Origin of the sequence: Kitasatospora sp. NPDC085464 (assembly GCF_044541955.1) — a bacterium.
GTDB lineage: Bacteria > Actinomycetota > Actinomycetes > Streptomycetales > Streptomycetaceae > Kitasatospora.
Window position 1 is genome coordinate 1 of the sequence record NZ_JBITTM010000073.1, and the last position, 14,879, is coordinate 14,879.

At 72.8% G+C, this 14,879-nt stretch carries 14 protein-coding genes; 1 reads left to right on the top strand and 13 read right to left on the bottom strand.

Annotated elements, in window-relative coordinates; genetic code table 11:
- Positions 1 to 86 precede the first annotated feature (86 nt).
- The 12 genes from ACIGG8_RS39355 to ACIGG8_RS39410 form a co-directional block, all read right to left on the bottom strand.
- Entirely contained in the window at positions 87 to 1,157 is a 1,071-nt protein-coding gene (locus tag ACIGG8_RS39355) for a TetR/AcrR family transcriptional regulator C-terminal domain-containing protein (protein WP_396553400.1), read from the bottom strand.
- Between the two features lie 109 nt (positions 1,158 to 1,266).
- The gene (locus tag ACIGG8_RS39360) at positions 1,267 to 1,977 is read right to left on the bottom strand and encodes a spermidine synthase (RefSeq protein ID WP_396553401.1); all 711 of its coding nucleotides are present in this window, start codon (positions 1,975 to 1,977) and stop codon (positions 1,267 to 1,269) included.
- Positions 1,978 to 2,114: 137 nt separating this feature from the next.
- Positions 2,115 to 3,218 carry a YeiH family protein gene (locus ACIGG8_RS39365; protein ID WP_396553421.1) on the bottom strand — a complete coding sequence of 368 codons (1,104 nt, stop codon included), beginning with the start codon at positions 3,216 to 3,218 and terminating at the stop codon, positions 2,115 to 2,117.
- A gap of 59 nt (positions 3,219 to 3,277) precedes the next feature.
- Positions 3,278 to 3,859 (bottom strand): cysteine dioxygenase family protein, encoded by a 582-nt coding sequence (locus tag ACIGG8_RS39370; RefSeq protein ID WP_350524243.1) that lies wholly within the window; start codon positions 3,857 to 3,859, stop codon positions 3,278 to 3,280.
- Between the two features lie 76 nt (positions 3,860 to 3,935).
- Positions 3,936 to 4,841 carry a LysR family transcriptional regulator gene (locus ACIGG8_RS39375; protein WP_350626643.1) on the bottom strand — a complete coding sequence of 302 codons (906 nt, stop codon included), beginning with the start codon at positions 4,839 to 4,841 and terminating at the stop codon, positions 3,936 to 3,938.
- A 142-nt stretch (positions 4,842 to 4,983) separates the two neighbouring features.
- Positions 4,984 to 5,853, bottom strand: a complete 870-nt coding sequence (locus ACIGG8_RS39380) for an amino acid ABC transporter permease (protein ID WP_350524242.1) — start codon at positions 5,851 to 5,853, stop codon at positions 4,984 to 4,986.
- Positions 5,850 to 6,494, bottom strand: coding sequence for an amino acid ABC transporter permease (locus ACIGG8_RS39385; RefSeq protein WP_350524241.1), 645 nt, complete (start codon positions 6,492 to 6,494; stop codon positions 5,850 to 5,852). The genes ACIGG8_RS39380 and ACIGG8_RS39385 overlap by 4 nt, the downstream gene beginning before the upstream one ends.
- Before the next feature lie 14 nt (positions 6,495 to 6,508).
- Positions 6,509 to 7,390 (bottom strand): glutamate ABC transporter substrate-binding protein, encoded by an 882-nt coding sequence (locus ACIGG8_RS39390; protein WP_396553422.1) that lies wholly within the window; start codon positions 7,388 to 7,390, stop codon positions 6,509 to 6,511.
- A 93-nt stretch (positions 7,391 to 7,483) separates the two neighbouring features.
- Complete coding sequence (locus ACIGG8_RS39395; protein ID WP_350524280.1) at positions 7,484 to 8,212, bottom strand: amino acid ABC transporter ATP-binding protein; 729 nt, start codon at positions 8,210 to 8,212, stop codon at positions 7,484 to 7,486.
- Between the two features lie 47 nt (positions 8,213 to 8,259).
- Positions 8,260 to 8,505 carry a LapA family protein gene (locus ACIGG8_RS39400; protein ID WP_396553402.1) on the bottom strand — a complete coding sequence of 82 codons (246 nt, stop codon included), beginning with the start codon at positions 8,503 to 8,505 and terminating at the stop codon, positions 8,260 to 8,262.
- A 168-nt stretch (positions 8,506 to 8,673) separates the two neighbouring features.
- Positions 8,674 to 10,446 (bottom strand): ABC transporter ATP-binding protein, encoded by a 1,773-nt coding sequence (locus ACIGG8_RS39405; protein ID WP_396553403.1) that lies wholly within the window; start codon positions 10,444 to 10,446, stop codon positions 8,674 to 8,676.
- Between the two features lie 54 nt (positions 10,447 to 10,500).
- Positions 10,501 to 12,276, bottom strand: coding sequence for an ABC transporter transmembrane domain-containing protein (locus ACIGG8_RS39410; protein WP_396553404.1), 1,776 nt, complete (start codon positions 12,274 to 12,276; stop codon positions 10,501 to 10,503).
- 631 nt (positions 12,277 to 12,907) lie between these two features.
- Between ACIGG8_RS39410 and ACIGG8_RS39415 the strand changes: the two genes are divergently transcribed.
- Complete coding sequence (locus ACIGG8_RS39415) at positions 12,908 to 13,771, top strand: aldo/keto reductase (RefSeq protein ID WP_396553405.1); 864 nt, start codon at positions 12,908 to 12,910, stop codon at positions 13,769 to 13,771.
- A gap of 193 nt (positions 13,772 to 13,964) precedes the next feature.
- Here ACIGG8_RS39415 and ACIGG8_RS39420 read toward each other — a convergent pair whose 3' ends face one another.
- Complete coding sequence (locus ACIGG8_RS39420; RefSeq protein ID WP_350524235.1) at positions 13,965 to 14,861, bottom strand: MarR family winged helix-turn-helix transcriptional regulator; 897 nt, start codon at positions 14,859 to 14,861, stop codon at positions 13,965 to 13,967.
- Between the last annotated feature and the right edge of the window lie 18 nt (positions 14,862 to 14,879).

Consider the following 14,879-nt stretch of genomic DNA (forward strand, 5'->3'; position numbering starts at 1 on the left):
CGCTGAACTCTGAAATCTGTCAGCTGTTACCTGTCAACTGTTCTCTGTCACCCGCCCCCGGCCCCGTCACCCGTCAGCCGCCCTCCTCAGGCGCGCCGCCGCTCGATCGCCGCCTCGATCCCGTCCAGCATCCGCGCCATCCCGAACTCGAACAGCGCCTCCAGGCTCAGGTCGATCTCCGGCCCCCGGTTCATCGCGTCGAACATCGGGAACCGCTCCGGGTCCGACATCAGCCGATCGTGGTCCTCGTCGCCCAGGCGGTCCATCCACTCGTCGGCGGACAGCCCGCTGTCCTGCTCGGCCTGCGCCTCCCGCTCGAAGTGGACCGCCAACCCGCACACGAACGCCGCCAGCGCGACGGAGGCCTGGGCGATCTCCTCCCAGCTCAGCCCCAGCCCCGACAGCGCGGCCATCGACCGTTCGGTGTGCAGGGCCGCGTCCGGCGCCAGCACCGGCCGGGTGAAGGACATCGTGGACGCCAGCCACGGGTGCCGCCGGTAGATCCGCCACTGCAGCCGCGCGACGGCCTCCAGGCCCTCCCGCCAGTGCGACGCGGGCGGCTCGGGCAGCGGCTGCTCACCGAAGGCCACGTCCATCATGAGCCGCAACAGTTCGTCCTTGCCCGGCACGTGCCGGTAGAGCGACATCGTCGCGACCCCGAGGTCCGTCGCGACCCTGCGCATCGACAGCGCCGCCAGCCCCTCCGTGTCCGCGACCCGGACGGCCGTCGCCACGATCCGCTCCCGGGTGAGCTCGCGGTCGCCCCCGGCCCGCGCCCGCCGGACCCCGGGCACCCCCGAGGCCCCCGAACTCCCCTGCGCCTCGCCCGCTCGCTCCCCGCCAGCTCTCGCCCCGCCAGCTCTCGCCCCGCCGGCGCTCGCCCCGGCTGCTCGCTCCCCGGCAGCCCCCGCCCCGGCAGTCCTCGCGCCCGGAGCCTTCGCCCCGACCACCACCGTCCCCACCCCGGGGACGGCCCGGACCAGCCCCTCCTCCCGGAGGCGGCTCAGCACCTTGGTCGCCGTGGCCATCGCCACGCCCCACTCCCGGGTGATCCGCCGGGTCGACGGCACCCGCTCGCCCGGCGCCAACTCCCCCGCCACGATGCGCCGTCGAAGTTCGGCCGCGATCCGCTCCGAGGGATTCCCGCTCTCAGCCACCACCCACCACCGCCCGCCAGACCATCAACCACCCCGGGGGGAAGCCCGATCGGGGCACTCCACCCGGACGATCACTGCCAACAGCCCGCCCCGCAGGCCGAGTCGGCTCTCAGTCGACGCGCCGCGCCAGGTGCACCACGTCCGGCACCCCCCGGGACACCGGGATCTCGTGCGTCACCACGTCCGAGAAGCCCGCCGCCCGCAGCGCCTCCTCGAAGGCCGCCGACGGCTGCGCACTCCACACCGCCAGCACCCCGCCCGGCTGCAGCCGGTGCCACAGCACGGCGAGCCCGTCCGCGCCGTACAGCCCGTTGTTGGAGTCGGTGACGGTCCAGTCCGGCCCGTTGTCGATGTCCAGGCACAGCGCGTCGTAGCGTTCGCCGTCCGCGGCCGCGAGGTACTCCAGCAGGTCGGTGTGGAGCACCGCGACCCGCTCGTCGTCGAGCGCACCGTCCGAGAAGCTGCCGAGCGGGCCGTTCCGGTGCCAGTCGATGATCGCGGTCTCCCGCTCGACGATGGCGATCCGCCCCCAGCGGGGCTCGGCCGCCGCGTAGGCGAGCGAGAAGCCGACCCCGAGGCCGCCGATCAGGACCGTCGGCCGCTCGGCGCGGCTGCCCGTGCGGTCCAGCTCGTCCAGTGCCGCCTGGACCAAGAGCCGCTCGGAGCGCCCGTCGGCGGTGTCCATCAGGAAGCAGCCGTTGGCGATGATCTCGAAGTGCCGTCCGCGCTGCCGAAGCACCACCTCGCCGAACGGGCCCTCCCGCCGGTCGAGCGTGACGACGGCCTCGGGGCCGTCCCGTTCGGGCAGTGCGGTGGTCATCCGTCCTCCTCGACGAACCCAGCGAACTCGGGCGTACTCGGGCGCACTCGACCGCCGGCGGCTCCCGTGCGAGCAGGGGACCGTCCCGATGCGGACGAGTACCCGCCCGACAATAGCCGAGTCCGCACCCGGTTCCGTCAGGTCGTGATCAGTACCCCCGCGTAGGAGACGCCGGCCACCACCACCCAGGAGCCCAGCCCCAGCAGGGCGATCCGTCCGCCGGTGCGGACCATCGTCGGCAGGTGCACGGCGCTGCCGAGTCCGAACAACGCGGCGGCGAGCAGCAGCTCCTGGGCGTCCCCTGCCAGGTCGAGCGCCCGCTCGGGCAGCACCCCGGTGGTCCGCAGGACGATCATCGCGAGGAACCCGGCCACGAACAGCGGCAGGATCGGCGGACGGCTCGCGGTCTTCACCGACTTCCCAGCCGCCCCCTCCGCCGAGCCCGATCCCGCGGCACCGGCACCAGCACCAGCACCGGCACCCGCACCCACACCCACACCCACACCCACACCCACACCCACAGCCTTCGCCACCCTCAGGTTCCGCCGCACCACCACGGCCACCCCCGCGACCAGCGGCGCCAGCAGCACCACGCGCATCAGCTTGACCAGCACCGCCTCCCGCAGCGCCCCCGCCCCGCCCGTCTGCGCGGTGGCCACGACCTGCCCGACGTCGTGCACGCTCGCGCCGACCCAGCGCCCGAACTCGACCTCGCCGAGCCCCAGCGGGTGCTGGAGCAGCGGCAGGACGGCGATGGCGAGGGTCCCGCACAGGGTGACCAGGGCGACCGAGGCCGCGACGTCCTCCTCCTCGCTGCCCGCCGCCTGGCTGACCGCGCCGATCGCCGAGGCCCCGCAGATCGAGTACCCGGTGGCGACCAGCAGCGGCTGGTCCCCCGGCAGGCCGAGCCGTCGGCCCAGCCACAGCGTGCCGGCGAAGGTGGCCGCGACCACCGCGAGCACCATGGCGACGGTGGCCCAGCCGAGGCCGAGCACGTCGCCCAGGCTCAGCTTGAGCCCGAGCAGGACGATCCCGACCCGCATCAGCCGCTTCCCGGCCGTGGACAGGCCCGGCCGGGCGACCCCGCGGACCACCGGGCGCAGCCCGGGCAGGTGGGCGGCCGCCATGCCGAGCACGACGGCGGCGGTGAGCTTGGGCACGGCCGGGACCGCCGCGTGGACGGCCAGGGCGGCGGCCACGCCGAGGGCTGCGAGCAGCAGCCCGGGGGCGTCGCCGCGCATCGGGGGCAGCGAACGGGTGCCGGCGGCGCGCTGCCGGAGGGTCAGTGCCACGCCGCCGCTCACTGCTCCTGGTCGGCGGGCAGCCGGTAGACCCGCCGGATGCTGGTGCCGAGCCGCGAGACGTCCGCGCCGTACACGTGGATGGAGATGGCCGTGGTGTTGCAGGAGTTGCGCACCAGGTGGATGTCTCCGGGCGGGGCGAACGCGGCGACGGTGCCGGCCGGGCCTGCCACGTGCTCGGTCTCGACCAGCCGGGCGGTCCGGCCGTCGGAGACCAGTCGGTAGCGGGTCTCGCTCTCCTGGCCCCGGTGGACGCCGGCCACGCACCACGAGACGTGGTCGTGGATCGGGGTGTGCTGTCCGGGCAGCCAGACCAGGGCGACGACGGAGAAGCTGCCGTCCTCCTCGGCGTGCAGGACGTGCTGGCGGTAGCGCTGCGGGTCGCCCTCGCACTGGGCGGGGGTGAGCAGGGCGTCGGGCCCGTCCGGGTCGGCGTGCAGGTGCGGGGCGAGGCGCTCGCCGACCAGGTAGGCGGTGAGCTCCGGGGGCAGTCCGCGGTCCACGACGGCGCGGATCTCGCTGATCAGCGCGGTCATCCGCTCGGTGAGCCGGTCGCTGCCGACCGTGGCTGGGGGCGTCATGTCAGCAGATTGGGACCAGTGGACCTATCACGTCCAAGGAGGGTTCGTAAGCGACATCCCCATCAGGGCTTATGGGTCAGCAGCCGACCCGGCTCGCCGCGGCCTGCCGCAGGTGGTCCAGCACCAGCCCGGTGGCCGGGATCCGGCGGTGTTCGCGGAGCACGTACGCGCTCACCTGCCGCCGCAGATGCGGTTCGACGGCCCTCCCGGTGACCTTCCGGTGGCACATGAAGGAGAGCACCAGGGCGGGCATCAGGGCGATCCCGACCCCGGCGGCGACGAGCGACTGCACCGCGAGGTTGTCGTCGGTGGAGAAGACGATGTCCGGCGCGAAGCCCTCCTCCGCGCAGACGTGCAGCAGGTTGGCCCGACATCGGGGGCAGCCGGCGATCCAGCGCTCGCCGTCGAGGTCGACGAGCCGGACGGCATGCCGGCGCCCGAGCGGGTGCCCGACCGGGAGCAGCACCGTGAGCAGGTCCTCCATCAGCGGGATCTCGTCCACCCCGTCCGGCACCTCGGTGGCGGCGCCGGGGTAGCGGAAGGCCAGCGCGATGTCGCACTCCCCGCGCAGCAGCCGCTGGACGGAGTCGGGGGGCTCGGCCTCCAGCAGCTCGACCCGTACGCCGGGGTGCTCGGCGAGCAGTCGGGCCATCGCCTCGGGTATCAGGGTGGCGTTGGCGCTGGGGAAGGCGCAGACCCGCACCCGCCCGGCGCGCAGCCGGGCGAGCGCGGCGAGCTGCTGCTGGGCTGCGGACATGCTGCCGAGGATCAGTTCGGCGTGCCGGGAGAGCGCCTCGCCCGCCTCGGTGAGCCGCAGTCCTCGCCCGGCACGGGTGAACAGGGGGACGCCGACGGTGCGTTCGAGTGCCTTCATCTGCTGGGTGATGGCGGGCTGGGTGTAGCCGAGTTCGCGGGCGGCGGCCGAGTAGGAGCCCGCCCGGACGACTTCGTGGAACGTCCTGATGTGCCGCGAGTCGAACACCGGCTCCATGGCCCCTCCCGCCCGGGTGGTCGTCGTCCGAACCGCTCGGGCGGTCCCGTCCAGCCCCGCAATCATAAGAGGAATTTGGAGGTACCGACCCCGACCCCATCCGTACCTATGGTTCATTGCCGAATCAGGCCTCTCACTGCTGCGCGGACGGCGGCAGCCCCATCGAGACCTCGGCCTTGGCCACCGGCGCCCCGCCCCGCACGCTCGGGCTGCGCCGGCTGCGCTTCTCGACGAAGCGGGCGAACCAGGAGAGCAGCAGACACATGCCGATGTAGATCGGCGCGATCACGATCACCACCGGGATGAACGGCAGGTCGTAGTCCAGGTTGGTGGCGATCAGCTTGCCCGCGTGCAGGAACTCCTCGTAGGTGATCAGGAAGCCCAGCGAGGTGTCCTTGAGCGCGACCACCAGCTGGCTGATGATGGCCGGCAGCATCGCCCTGTTGGCCTGCGGCACCAGCACGTACGTCATCACCTGGGTCTTGCGCATGCCCAGCGCGTACGCGGCCTCCCGCTGCCCCTTGGGCACCGCGAGCACGCCGGCCCGGAACACCTCGGCCAGCACCGAGCCGTTGTAGAGCACCAGCCCGGTGACCAGCGCCCACAGCGGCTGCACCTTCAGGGCCACGAACACGAAGAAGATCATCACCAGCACCGGCATGGCCCGGAAGAACTCCACGACCAGGGTGGAGAGCCAGCGCACCGCCCGGTGGTCGGACAGCCGCCCGGCCGCGAACAGCGCGCCGAAGGGCAGCGCGAACAGGACCGTCCAGCCGAAGGCCTTCAGGGTGTTCCCGAGCCCGCGCAACAGCAGTTCCTGCACGCCCCGGTACTGGAAGGCCGTCCACTTCTCGTACGTGAACTGGTCGGTGTGGAACAGCATGTAGACGACCCAGCCGAGCACCGCCGCGATCAGCACCAGCGCGATCCCGCCGTACAGCCGGTGGCGGGCGAGCGCCTTGGGACCGGGGATGTCGTACAGCGCCGAGGATTCAACGGTCATCGGGACACCGCCACTCGTCGCTCCAGCAGGTAGAAGACGGCACTGACGCCCAGGGTGATGATCAGATAGCCGACGGCGATCCAGACGAAGGTCCAGACGATGCTGTAGCCCAGCTCGTTGATGGTCCGGTAGGTGCCCAGCAGTTCGGTGACGCTGAACGAGCCGGCGATCGCCGTGTTCTTCGCCAGCGCGATCATCACGCTGCCGATCGGTGCCACCACCGAGCGGTACGCCTGCGGCAGCACCACCAGGCCCATCGTCTGCCCGAAGCTCATGCCCAGGCTCCGGGCCGCCTCGCCCTGCCCGGTCGGCACGGTGTTGACGCCCGCGCGCATCGCCTCGCAGACGAAGGCCGAGGTGTAGCAGCCGAGCGCGAGCACCGCGAAGGTGTAGAAGGGCAGGGTGATGTCGAAGCGGGGCAGGCCGAGCACCACGATGAAGAACAACAGGGTCAGCGGCGTGTTGCGCAGGATCGTCACCCACACCGCCCCGAACACCCGCAGCGGCCTGACCGGCGAGACCCGGAAGCTCGCGATCAGCACCCCCAGCACCAGCGACAGCACGGCGCTCACCGCGAACAGCGAGAGCGTGCCGAGGAAGCCCTCCCAGTAGGTCGACCAGTTGTCGATCAGCGTCTTCACGGCGCGGGCCCCTCTCAGTACCGGTTGATCTGCGGCGGGGTGGGCGCCGGCTCCCCGGAGAGGCCGAGGGTCGCCTCGAAGGCCTTGTTCCAGTCGCCGTTCTGCTCGTGGTGCTCCAGTGCGTCGTTCAGCGCGGCGCGCAGCACGGTGTCGTTCTTCGGCACCCCGATCCCGTACGGCTCGGTCGAGAACAGCGGTCCGACCACCTTGAGCTCGTCCGGCACCTTGGCCGCGTAGCCGAGCAGGATCGCGTTGTCGGTGGTCACGGCATCGACCTGGTTGGTGATCAGGTTGTCCACGCAGGCCGAGTAGGTGTCGTAGCCGATCAGCTTGGCCTTCGGGAACTGCGACTGGATGCGCTGGTACGGGGTCGATCCCGCCGCCGAGCAGACCTTCTTGCCGTCCAGGTCCTGCGGGCCGTGGATGGTGTTGTCGTTCTTGCGCACCAGCAGCGACTGCCCGGCGACGAAGTACGGCCCGGCGAAGCCGACCAGCTTCTTCCGGTTGTCGTTGATGGTGTAGGTGCCGACGTAGTAGTCCACCTGGCCGTTCTGCAGCGCGGTCTCGCGGTTGGCCGACGCGATGGTCTTGAACTGGATCTCGTCCGGCGGGAAGCCGAGGGAAGCGCCGACCATCTTGGCGATCTCGATGTCGAAGCCGGAGTACTCGCCGGTCGCCGGGTTCTTCTGGCCCAGGTACGGCTGGTCCTCCTTGACGCCGACCACCAGGTGGCCGCGCTTCCGGGCCGCGTCCAGGGTCGGCGAGCCGGTGATCGAGGCGGCGTCCTGCACCTGGTAGCTGGGCAGCGCGCTGGGCTGCGGACCCTTGGGCGGCGGGGTGCCGGGCTTGCCGCAGGCCGCTGCCAGAGCGGTGAGCAGCAGGGCGACGGCGAGCACGAGCGTCCGCGCGCGTGCGCCGGACCTCCCCGTCCGCGCGCCGGGCTTCCCCGCCCGCGCGCGGGGCGTCGTCTCACGGTTCACGCCGCCGCCTCAGTGCTTCAGGATCTTGGACAGGAAGTCCCGGGCGCGCTCGCTCTCGGGTGCGCTGAAGAAGTCCTCCGGGGCACGGTCCTCGACGATCCGGCCGTCCGCCATGAACACCACCCGGTTCGCCGAGGCCCGGGCGAAACCCATCTCATGGGTGACCACGACCATCGTCATGCCCTCGTGCGCGAGTTGGCGCATGACGTCCAGCACCTCGTTGATCATCTCGGGGTCGAGCGCCGAGGTGGGCTCGTCGAAGAGCAGCGCCTTGGGGTCCATCGCGAGCGCGCGGGCGATCGCGACCCGCTGTTGCTGGCCGCCCGAGAGCTGGGCCGGGTACTTGTCGGCCTGGGTCGCGAGGCCGACCCGCTCCAGCAGCGCCCGGGACTTGCTGTCGGCCTCCGTCCTGGGCCGGCCGCGCACCTTGATCTGCGCGAGCGAGACGTTCTGCAGCACGGTCTTGTGCGCGAACAGGTTGAAGGACTGGAACACCATCCCGACGTCGGCGCGCAGCCGGGCGAGCCCCTTGCCCTCCTCGGGCAGCGGCCGGCCGTCGATCAGGATGCTGCCGTCCTCGATCGGCTCCAGCCGGTTGATCGCCCGGCACAGCGTGGACTTGCCGGAGCCGGACGGGCCGATGACCACGACGACCTCGCCGCGGCCCACCGTCAGTTCGATGTCCTGCAGCACGTGCAGGTCCCCGAAGTGTTTGTTGACCCCGCGCAGCTCGATCAGCGGGGTGAAGGCCGAGGTGCCGCTGCGGGCCGACTCGGGATCGGTCGTCACCGGCTGCGCCGCCCCTTCAGCAGCCAGCCCACCACACCGCCCGCGATCAGCGTGGCCAGCAGGGTGATCCAGAGCGGCGCGGTGACGGTGAACACCCAGAACTGGATCTTCACCCGGTCGAGGTTGGCGAACAGGAACCACACGGCGAGGATGACGATGACGCCGATCCCGATGTAGCGCGTGGGGATCCCGCCGATCTCACCGCGCGGGGAGCGGGACGGGCCGTCTGAAATCTTGGTCACCGGAGCAGTCTGCGGGCCGGACCGCCGATTTGCCCGGTTACGCGCCCTTCCGGGCCGGGCAGTAACCCGCACGGGGCAATCCGACCCCGTGCGGGTTTACCGATCTACGCCCTGCGGCCGGGCTCCCCCGACTGCTACCGCTCGTCCCGTACTACCGCTCGTCCCGTACTACCGCTCGTCCCGCCAGGAGCGCCAAAGCGCCGCGTACGGACCGCCGGCCGCGACCAGCTGCGGGTGGCTGCCGTACTCGCTGATCCGCCCGCCCTCGACCACCGCGATCACGTCCGCGTCGTGCGCGGTGTGCAGCCGGTGGGCGATGGCGATGACCGTCCGGCCCTCCAGCACCCGGGAGAGCGAGCGCTCCAGGTGCCGGGCGGCGCGCGGGTCCAGCAGCGAGGTGGCCTCGTCCAGCACCAGGGTGTGCGGATCGGCCAGCACCAGCCGGGCCAGGGCCAGTTGCTGGGCCTGCGGCGGGGTCAGCGCGGTGCCGCCGGAGCCGACCTCGGTGTCCAGGCCCTCGGGCAGGCCGTCCACCCAGTCCCCGGCGTCCACTGCGTCCAGCGCGGCCCGCAGCTCCGTGTCGTCCGCGTCGGGCGCGGCCAGCCGCAGGTTGTCCCGCAGGGTGCCGACGAAGACGTGGTGCTCCTGGTTCACCAGGGCCACCTCCGCGCGCACCCGTTCGGCCGGCATCCGCGACAGCGACGCCCCGCCGAGGGTCACGCTGCCGCGGCCGGGGGCGTAGATCCCGGCCAGCAGACGGCCGAGCGTGGACTTCCCCGCCCCGGACGGCCCGACCAGAGCCACCCGGCTGCCCGGGGCGACGTCCAGGCTGATCCCGTGCAGGACGTCCGCGCCCTCGCGGTAGCCGAAGCGGACGTCCGTGGCCTCCACCCGGCGGCCGTCGGGACGGGCGGATTCGTCCCCCTCGTGCTCCGGTACCTCGCGCACGCCGACCAGCCGGGCCAGCGAGGCCTGTCCGATCTGCAGTTCGTCGTACCAGCGCAGGATCAGGTCAACCGGGCCGGTCAGCATCTGGGCGTACAGCACGCCCGTGGTCAACTGGCCGACGGTGATCCAGCCCCTCAGCGTGAACAGCCCGCCGAGCACCAGGGTGGCGAGCACGGCGGCGGTGTAGACCGCGTCGATGGTCGGGAACCAGACCGAGCGCAGCCACAGGGTGTAGCGCTCCCAGGCCAGCCACTCCCGCAGCTTGCGATCGGTCAGCCGGATCCGCTGCTCGCCCAGGCGCAGCGCCTCGACCGTCCGACCGGCGTCCACCGTCTCGGCCAGCACGGTGTTCACCGCGGCGTACCCGGCCGACTCGTTGCGGTACGACTGCGGCGCGCGCCGGAAGTACCAGCGGGAGGTGGCCAGCAGCAGCGGCAGCCCGATCAGCGAGGTCAGCGCGAGCAGTGGCGAGGTGACCAGCAGGGCGCCGAGCACCAGCAGCAACGACACCACGGCGACGGCGAGTTCGGGCACCGCCTCGCGCACCGACTTGTCCAGCCGGTCGACGTCGGTGGTGCCCCGGGAGACCAGGTCCCCGGTGCCGGCCCGCTCCAGCACGCCGGTCGGCAGTGCGACCGAGCGGACCAGGAAGTCCTCGCGCAGGTCGGCGAGCACGCGCTCGCCGAGCACCGCGCCGCGCATCCTCGACCAGCCGGTGAACGCCGCCTGCGCCACCAGTGCCAGCAAGTACCAGGCGACGGCCATGGTGATGGTGGACCCGGCGGTGCCGGTGGCCAGCGACTCGACCAGCCGGCCGAGCACCCCGGGGCCGACCAGCCCGGCGAGCGTGGCCACCGAGTGCAGCGCCACCACCCCGGAGAACCCGCCGCGGTGCCGCCGCGCGAGCAGCAGGAGGTACCCGCGCACGGCGGCCGGGGAGCCGACCGGCAGGGTGGCGGCGGGCCCCTGCTCCTCATGGACGGGTGGCTTCATGACGTACTCCTCGCTTGCGTGGCAGGGCGGTTGACGAACAGGTCCGGGCGGCGTTCACACGGCCTCACCCACCCGCTGGGCGGCCTCCTCGTCGCGGGTGACCACGGCGCGGTAGGCCGGCTCGGTCCGCATCAGCTCGCGGTGCGGACCCGCCGCGACCACCCGGCCGTCGCGCAGCAGCACCACCCGGTCCGCCTGGTCGAGCAGCAGCGGACTGGTCGCGAACACCACGGTGGTGCGGCCCGCCCGGGTGTCCCGCAGCCCGGTGGCGATCCTGGACTCGGTGTGGGCGTCCACCGCACTGGTGGGCTCGTCCAGCACCAGGACCGGCGGGTCCGCCAGCAGTGCGCGGGCCAGGGCGAGCCGCTGGCGCTGCCCGCCGGACAGCGAGCGCCCGCGCTCGGTGATCCGGGCGCGCATCGGATCTCCCGCGCACTCGGGCGAGCCGTCCACCAGCGCCTCCAGGACGTCGTCCGACCGGGCGGCCGCCAGCGCCTCCGCCGGGGAGACCCGGCCCGAGGACGGGATGTCGAACAGCTCGGCCAGCGCGCCGGAGAGCAGCACCGGCTCCTTGTCGTGGACCAGCACGGCCGCCCGCGCCTCGGCGAGCGGCACCGTGTCCAGCTCCGTGCCGCCGAGCCGTACGGAGGGCTGCTCAGGCTCGCCGTCGGCGAGCGGGACGTGGCCGCCGAGCCGTTCGGCGAGCGCCCCGGCGAAGTCCGGGTCCCCGCAGACGACGGCGGTCAGCTCGCCGGCCCGCGCGGTCAGTCCGCTGACCGGGTCGTGGAGGTCGGCCTTGGCCGGCCTGGTCAGCGCGGCGTCGGCCGTTCCGCCGGTCCGGCCGAGGGACAGCACCCGGACGGCCCGCCCGGCGGAGACCCGCGCGACGCTCCAGGCGTGCGCCGCCTCGCCCAGGATGCGCAGCGGCGAGGCCAGGAAGGCGGTCGCACCGTAGACCGCGATCAGGGTGCCGACGTCGAGCTCGCCGGAGGCCGCGAGCCGGGCGCCGTACCAGGTGACCCCGACCACGAACAGGCCCGGGAGCAGCACCTGTTGCGCCTGCATCAGCGACCAGATCCGGGCCGAGCGGACGGCGGCCGCCCGGACCTTCTGCGAGGCGGCCCGGTACCGCTCCAGGAAGAGCTCCTCACCGCCGATGCCGCGCAGCACCCGCAGCCCCGCCACGGTGTCGGCGGCCAGCTCGGTGGCCTTGCCGCCGAGCGCGCGCTGCTGCTCGTAGCGCCGCTCGAACGGCCCGATCAGCGGCCAGACCGAGGCCGCCAGCACGGGTACGCCGAGCAGCACGCCGACGCCCAGCACCGGCTCGACCACCAGCACCACCGAACTGACGGCGAGCCAGACGATCACCGCGGACCGGACCCTGGCGATCAGCTCGACGTACCAGCCGATCCGCTCGACGTCCCCGCTGCCGACCGCGACGACCTCGCCGGTGGCGATCCGCAGGGACAGCCCGGCCCCGAGCCGGGAGGCCTGCCGGGACACCAACTGCCGTACCTGGCAGGCGGCGTGGATCCAGTTCCAGACCGCCTGGCGGTGCGACAGGACGGTGCCGAGGGCGGCGCCCGCGGCGAGCAGCAGGGCGAGCCCGCCGGCCCGCCAGATCCCGTCGGCGTCACCGTCGACGGCGGACTGCACGCCCGCTCCGAGCGGCACCGGCAGGGCGGCCTGGCACCCCATTTCGAGCAGGGTCCAGCAGGTGGCGAGCAGCTGCCCGCGCCGCTGACTGCGCTGCAGCCAGCGCAGGAAGGCCAGGGGCGAGGACAGATCGGGGCTGCCGGGGTCGGCCAGCGGCAGGGGGGTGAGCGGCATGACACTCCGATGCGAACGGTGCGGAGGTACGGGGAAGGAGGGAACGGACGCGCGAACGGGTGCGCGCCGGGCTCGCCCGCCGGCCCGGAGCCCGGCTCACCCGAGCAGCCCGGACTTACGGGCAACGGGCAACGGGCAACGAGCAACGGGCAACAGGTGAGAAGCACCGGGCGACGGCCGGCAACGAGCGACGGGCGATTGACCCGCGGCGCAACGGCACGGCGGCGTCGATGCGTCCGGCGGGAGGGCCGGACGGACTGGGAAGGGCACGAAGGGCCCGGAGTTCAGGAGGCCATGTCCGCGAGCCTGCCAACCCCGGTGTGACCCGCGCAACAGGTTTTCCGCCGCCATGACCGGTCGACCGGCCGCCGGGCCGACGGGGCCGACCGCCCGCGTCCGCCGGTGCGGCCCGGCCGGGGCGCCTCCGCCCCTCCTCCGGCCCCGCCGGCCCCTCCTCCGGCCCCCACCGGCCCTCCTCGGCCCTCCTCCGGCCCGCTCCGCCGACCCCTCCGACCCGGTCGGGGCCCTGCAAAACAACACCCAAGATTCACCCGTTTGGCGGGAACAATCACGTTCCGGCGCCAGTTGCCCCCCACTGGAAAGACCTACGACCAGGAGGGCACCCCGTCCCGTGAGCAACATCCCCAGCGTCACCCTCAACGACGGCGCGCAGATCCCGCAGCTCGGCTTCGGCGTGTGGCAGGTCCCGGACGACGAGGCCACCCCGGCCGTCCGCACCGCGATCGACGCGGGCTACCGCTCGATCGACACCGCGGCCATCTACGAGAACGAGGCCGGCACCGGCGCGGCGATCGCCGGGGCACTGGCGGGCGGCGTCGCCCGCGAGGACCTCTACGTCACCACCAAGCTGTGGAACTCGGGCACCCGCGACTGGTCCGGCGAGCAGGGCCGCGACGCGGTGCTGCGCGAGTTCGACGCCTCGCTGGCCAAGCTCGGCCTCGACTACCTCGACCTGTACCTGATCCACTGGCCGCGTCCGATGCACGGCAGCTTCCTCAACGTCTGGAAGGCGTTCGAGCAGCTGAAGGCGGACGGCCGGGTCCGGTCGATCGGCGTCTCCAACTTCGGCACCGAGCAGCTGACCCGCCTGCTCGACGAGGCCTCGGTCGTCCCGGTCCTGAACCAGGTCGAGCTGCACCCGTACTTCCCGCAGGAGGAGCTGCGCGCCTTCCACGCCGAGCACGGCATCGCCACCGAGGCGTGGAGCCCGCTGGGCCAGGGCGGGGAGCTGCTCGCCGAGCCGACGCTTGTCGCGATCGCCGAGAAGCACGGCCGCACGGTCGCCCAGGTGGTCCTCCGCTGGCACCTGCAGAGCGGCGTGATCGCCATCCCGAAGTCGGTCACCCCGTCCCGGATCCGGGAGAACCTGGACGTCGCCGGCTTCGAGCTGGACGCCGAGGACCTCTCGACGATCGCGGCCGTCGCCACCGGCAAGCGCATCGGCCCGGACCCGCAGGGCTTCGACTGGAACTGATGCGGGCCCGGAGCTCCGGAGCGGGGCCCCGAGCCACCGCTCCGGGCCCCGCCGGAGCCTGACGGCCCGCCACGACGACGACCGCCCACCCCGTTCGGGGTGGGCGGTCGTCGGTGTGCGCTTCACGGAACCGACGGCCAGGAACCCTCAGTACGTTGGCGAATCGTTTTGGCTGTTGTTACCAAAGCTTGGTCTAGAACCTGGCCGCCTTGCCGATGAGCGCGAGCGCAGCCTCGTGCTCACCCTCCTCCAGCGGAGCCAGCAGCAGCCGCTGGACCTCGGCCACCCCGGCGGCCGAACGGTGCAGCAGGTCCTGTCCCGCCGGTGAGAGCGAGAGCAGGTTGCGCCGTCCGTCCGAGGGGTCGCGCCGACGCTGCACCAGACCGCGGCGCACCAGCCGGCTCACCATCTCGGCCATGGTGGCCTTGTCCAGCGAGGCCAGCTCGCCGACCGTGCGCTGGTCGGCGCCCGGCTCCAGCTCCAGCGCGTCCAGCACCGCGTACTGCGGGGCCGTCAGCTCGGCGCCGACGTGCTCCGACCAGAGCTTGGTGTGCACCTGCTGGCTCACCCTGATCAGGTAGCCGATCGCCCGCTGGGCGTCCAGTATCGGCCGCGCGTCCGTGAAGACGGCGACCGCCGCGGGCTCCAGCCTGGCTATCTTGGCCATCACCCGGACGATCTCGACCTGCTCCTCCGCCGTCAGCGGCTCGAACAGGACGCGCTGCACGCGGACCACACCACCGGTGGCCTCGCGCACCGCCTGGGCGCCGCTCTGCGAGAGAGCGAGCAGCTTGCGCCGGCCGTCGGCCGGGTCACGCCTGCGCAGCACCAGGCCACGGCGGACCAGCCGCGCGACCATCTCCGCCATCGTGGCCTTGTCCAGCGAGGCTCGCTCGCCGACCGTCCGCTGGTCCGCACCCGGTTCGAGGGCCAGGACCAGCAGCACGGCGAACTGTGGAGCCGTGAGATCGGCTCCGACGTGCTCGGACCACAGACGGGTGTGAACCTGCTGTGCAACACGAATGAGGTGTCCGGGCGACTGCTGCAGTCGCGCGGACACGCGGGTTGTCGGGATCTCCCCCAGCACCATGTATCCGTCCCGATGTCA

Coding starts and splice junctions, on each gene's coding strand:
- ACIGG8_RS39360 (WP_396553401.1), bottom strand. CDS start 1,977: ATGACCACCGCACTGCCCGAACGGGACGGCCCCGAGGCCGTCGTCACG.
- ACIGG8_RS39365 (WP_396553421.1), bottom strand. CDS start 3,218: ATGCGCGGCGACGCCCCCGGGCTGCTGCTCGCAGCCCTCGGCGTGGCC.
- ACIGG8_RS39370 (WP_350524243.1), bottom strand. CDS start 3,859: ATGACGCCCCCAGCCACGGTCGGCAGCGACCGGCTCACCGAGCGGATG.
- ACIGG8_RS39380 (WP_350524242.1), bottom strand. CDS start 5,853: ATGACCGTTGAATCCTCGGCGCTGTACGACATCCCCGGTCCCAAGGCG.
- ACIGG8_RS39405 (WP_396553403.1), bottom strand. CDS start 10,446: ATGAAGCCACCCGTCCATGAGGAGCAGGGGCCCGCCGCCACCCTGCCG.
- ACIGG8_RS39410 (WP_396553404.1), bottom strand. CDS start 12,276: ATGCCGCTCACCCCCCTGCCGCTGGCCGACCCCGGCAGCCCCGATCTG.
- ACIGG8_RS39420 (WP_350524235.1), bottom strand. CDS start 14,861: ATGGTGCTGGGGGAGATCCCGACAACCCGCGTGTCCGCGCGACTGCAG.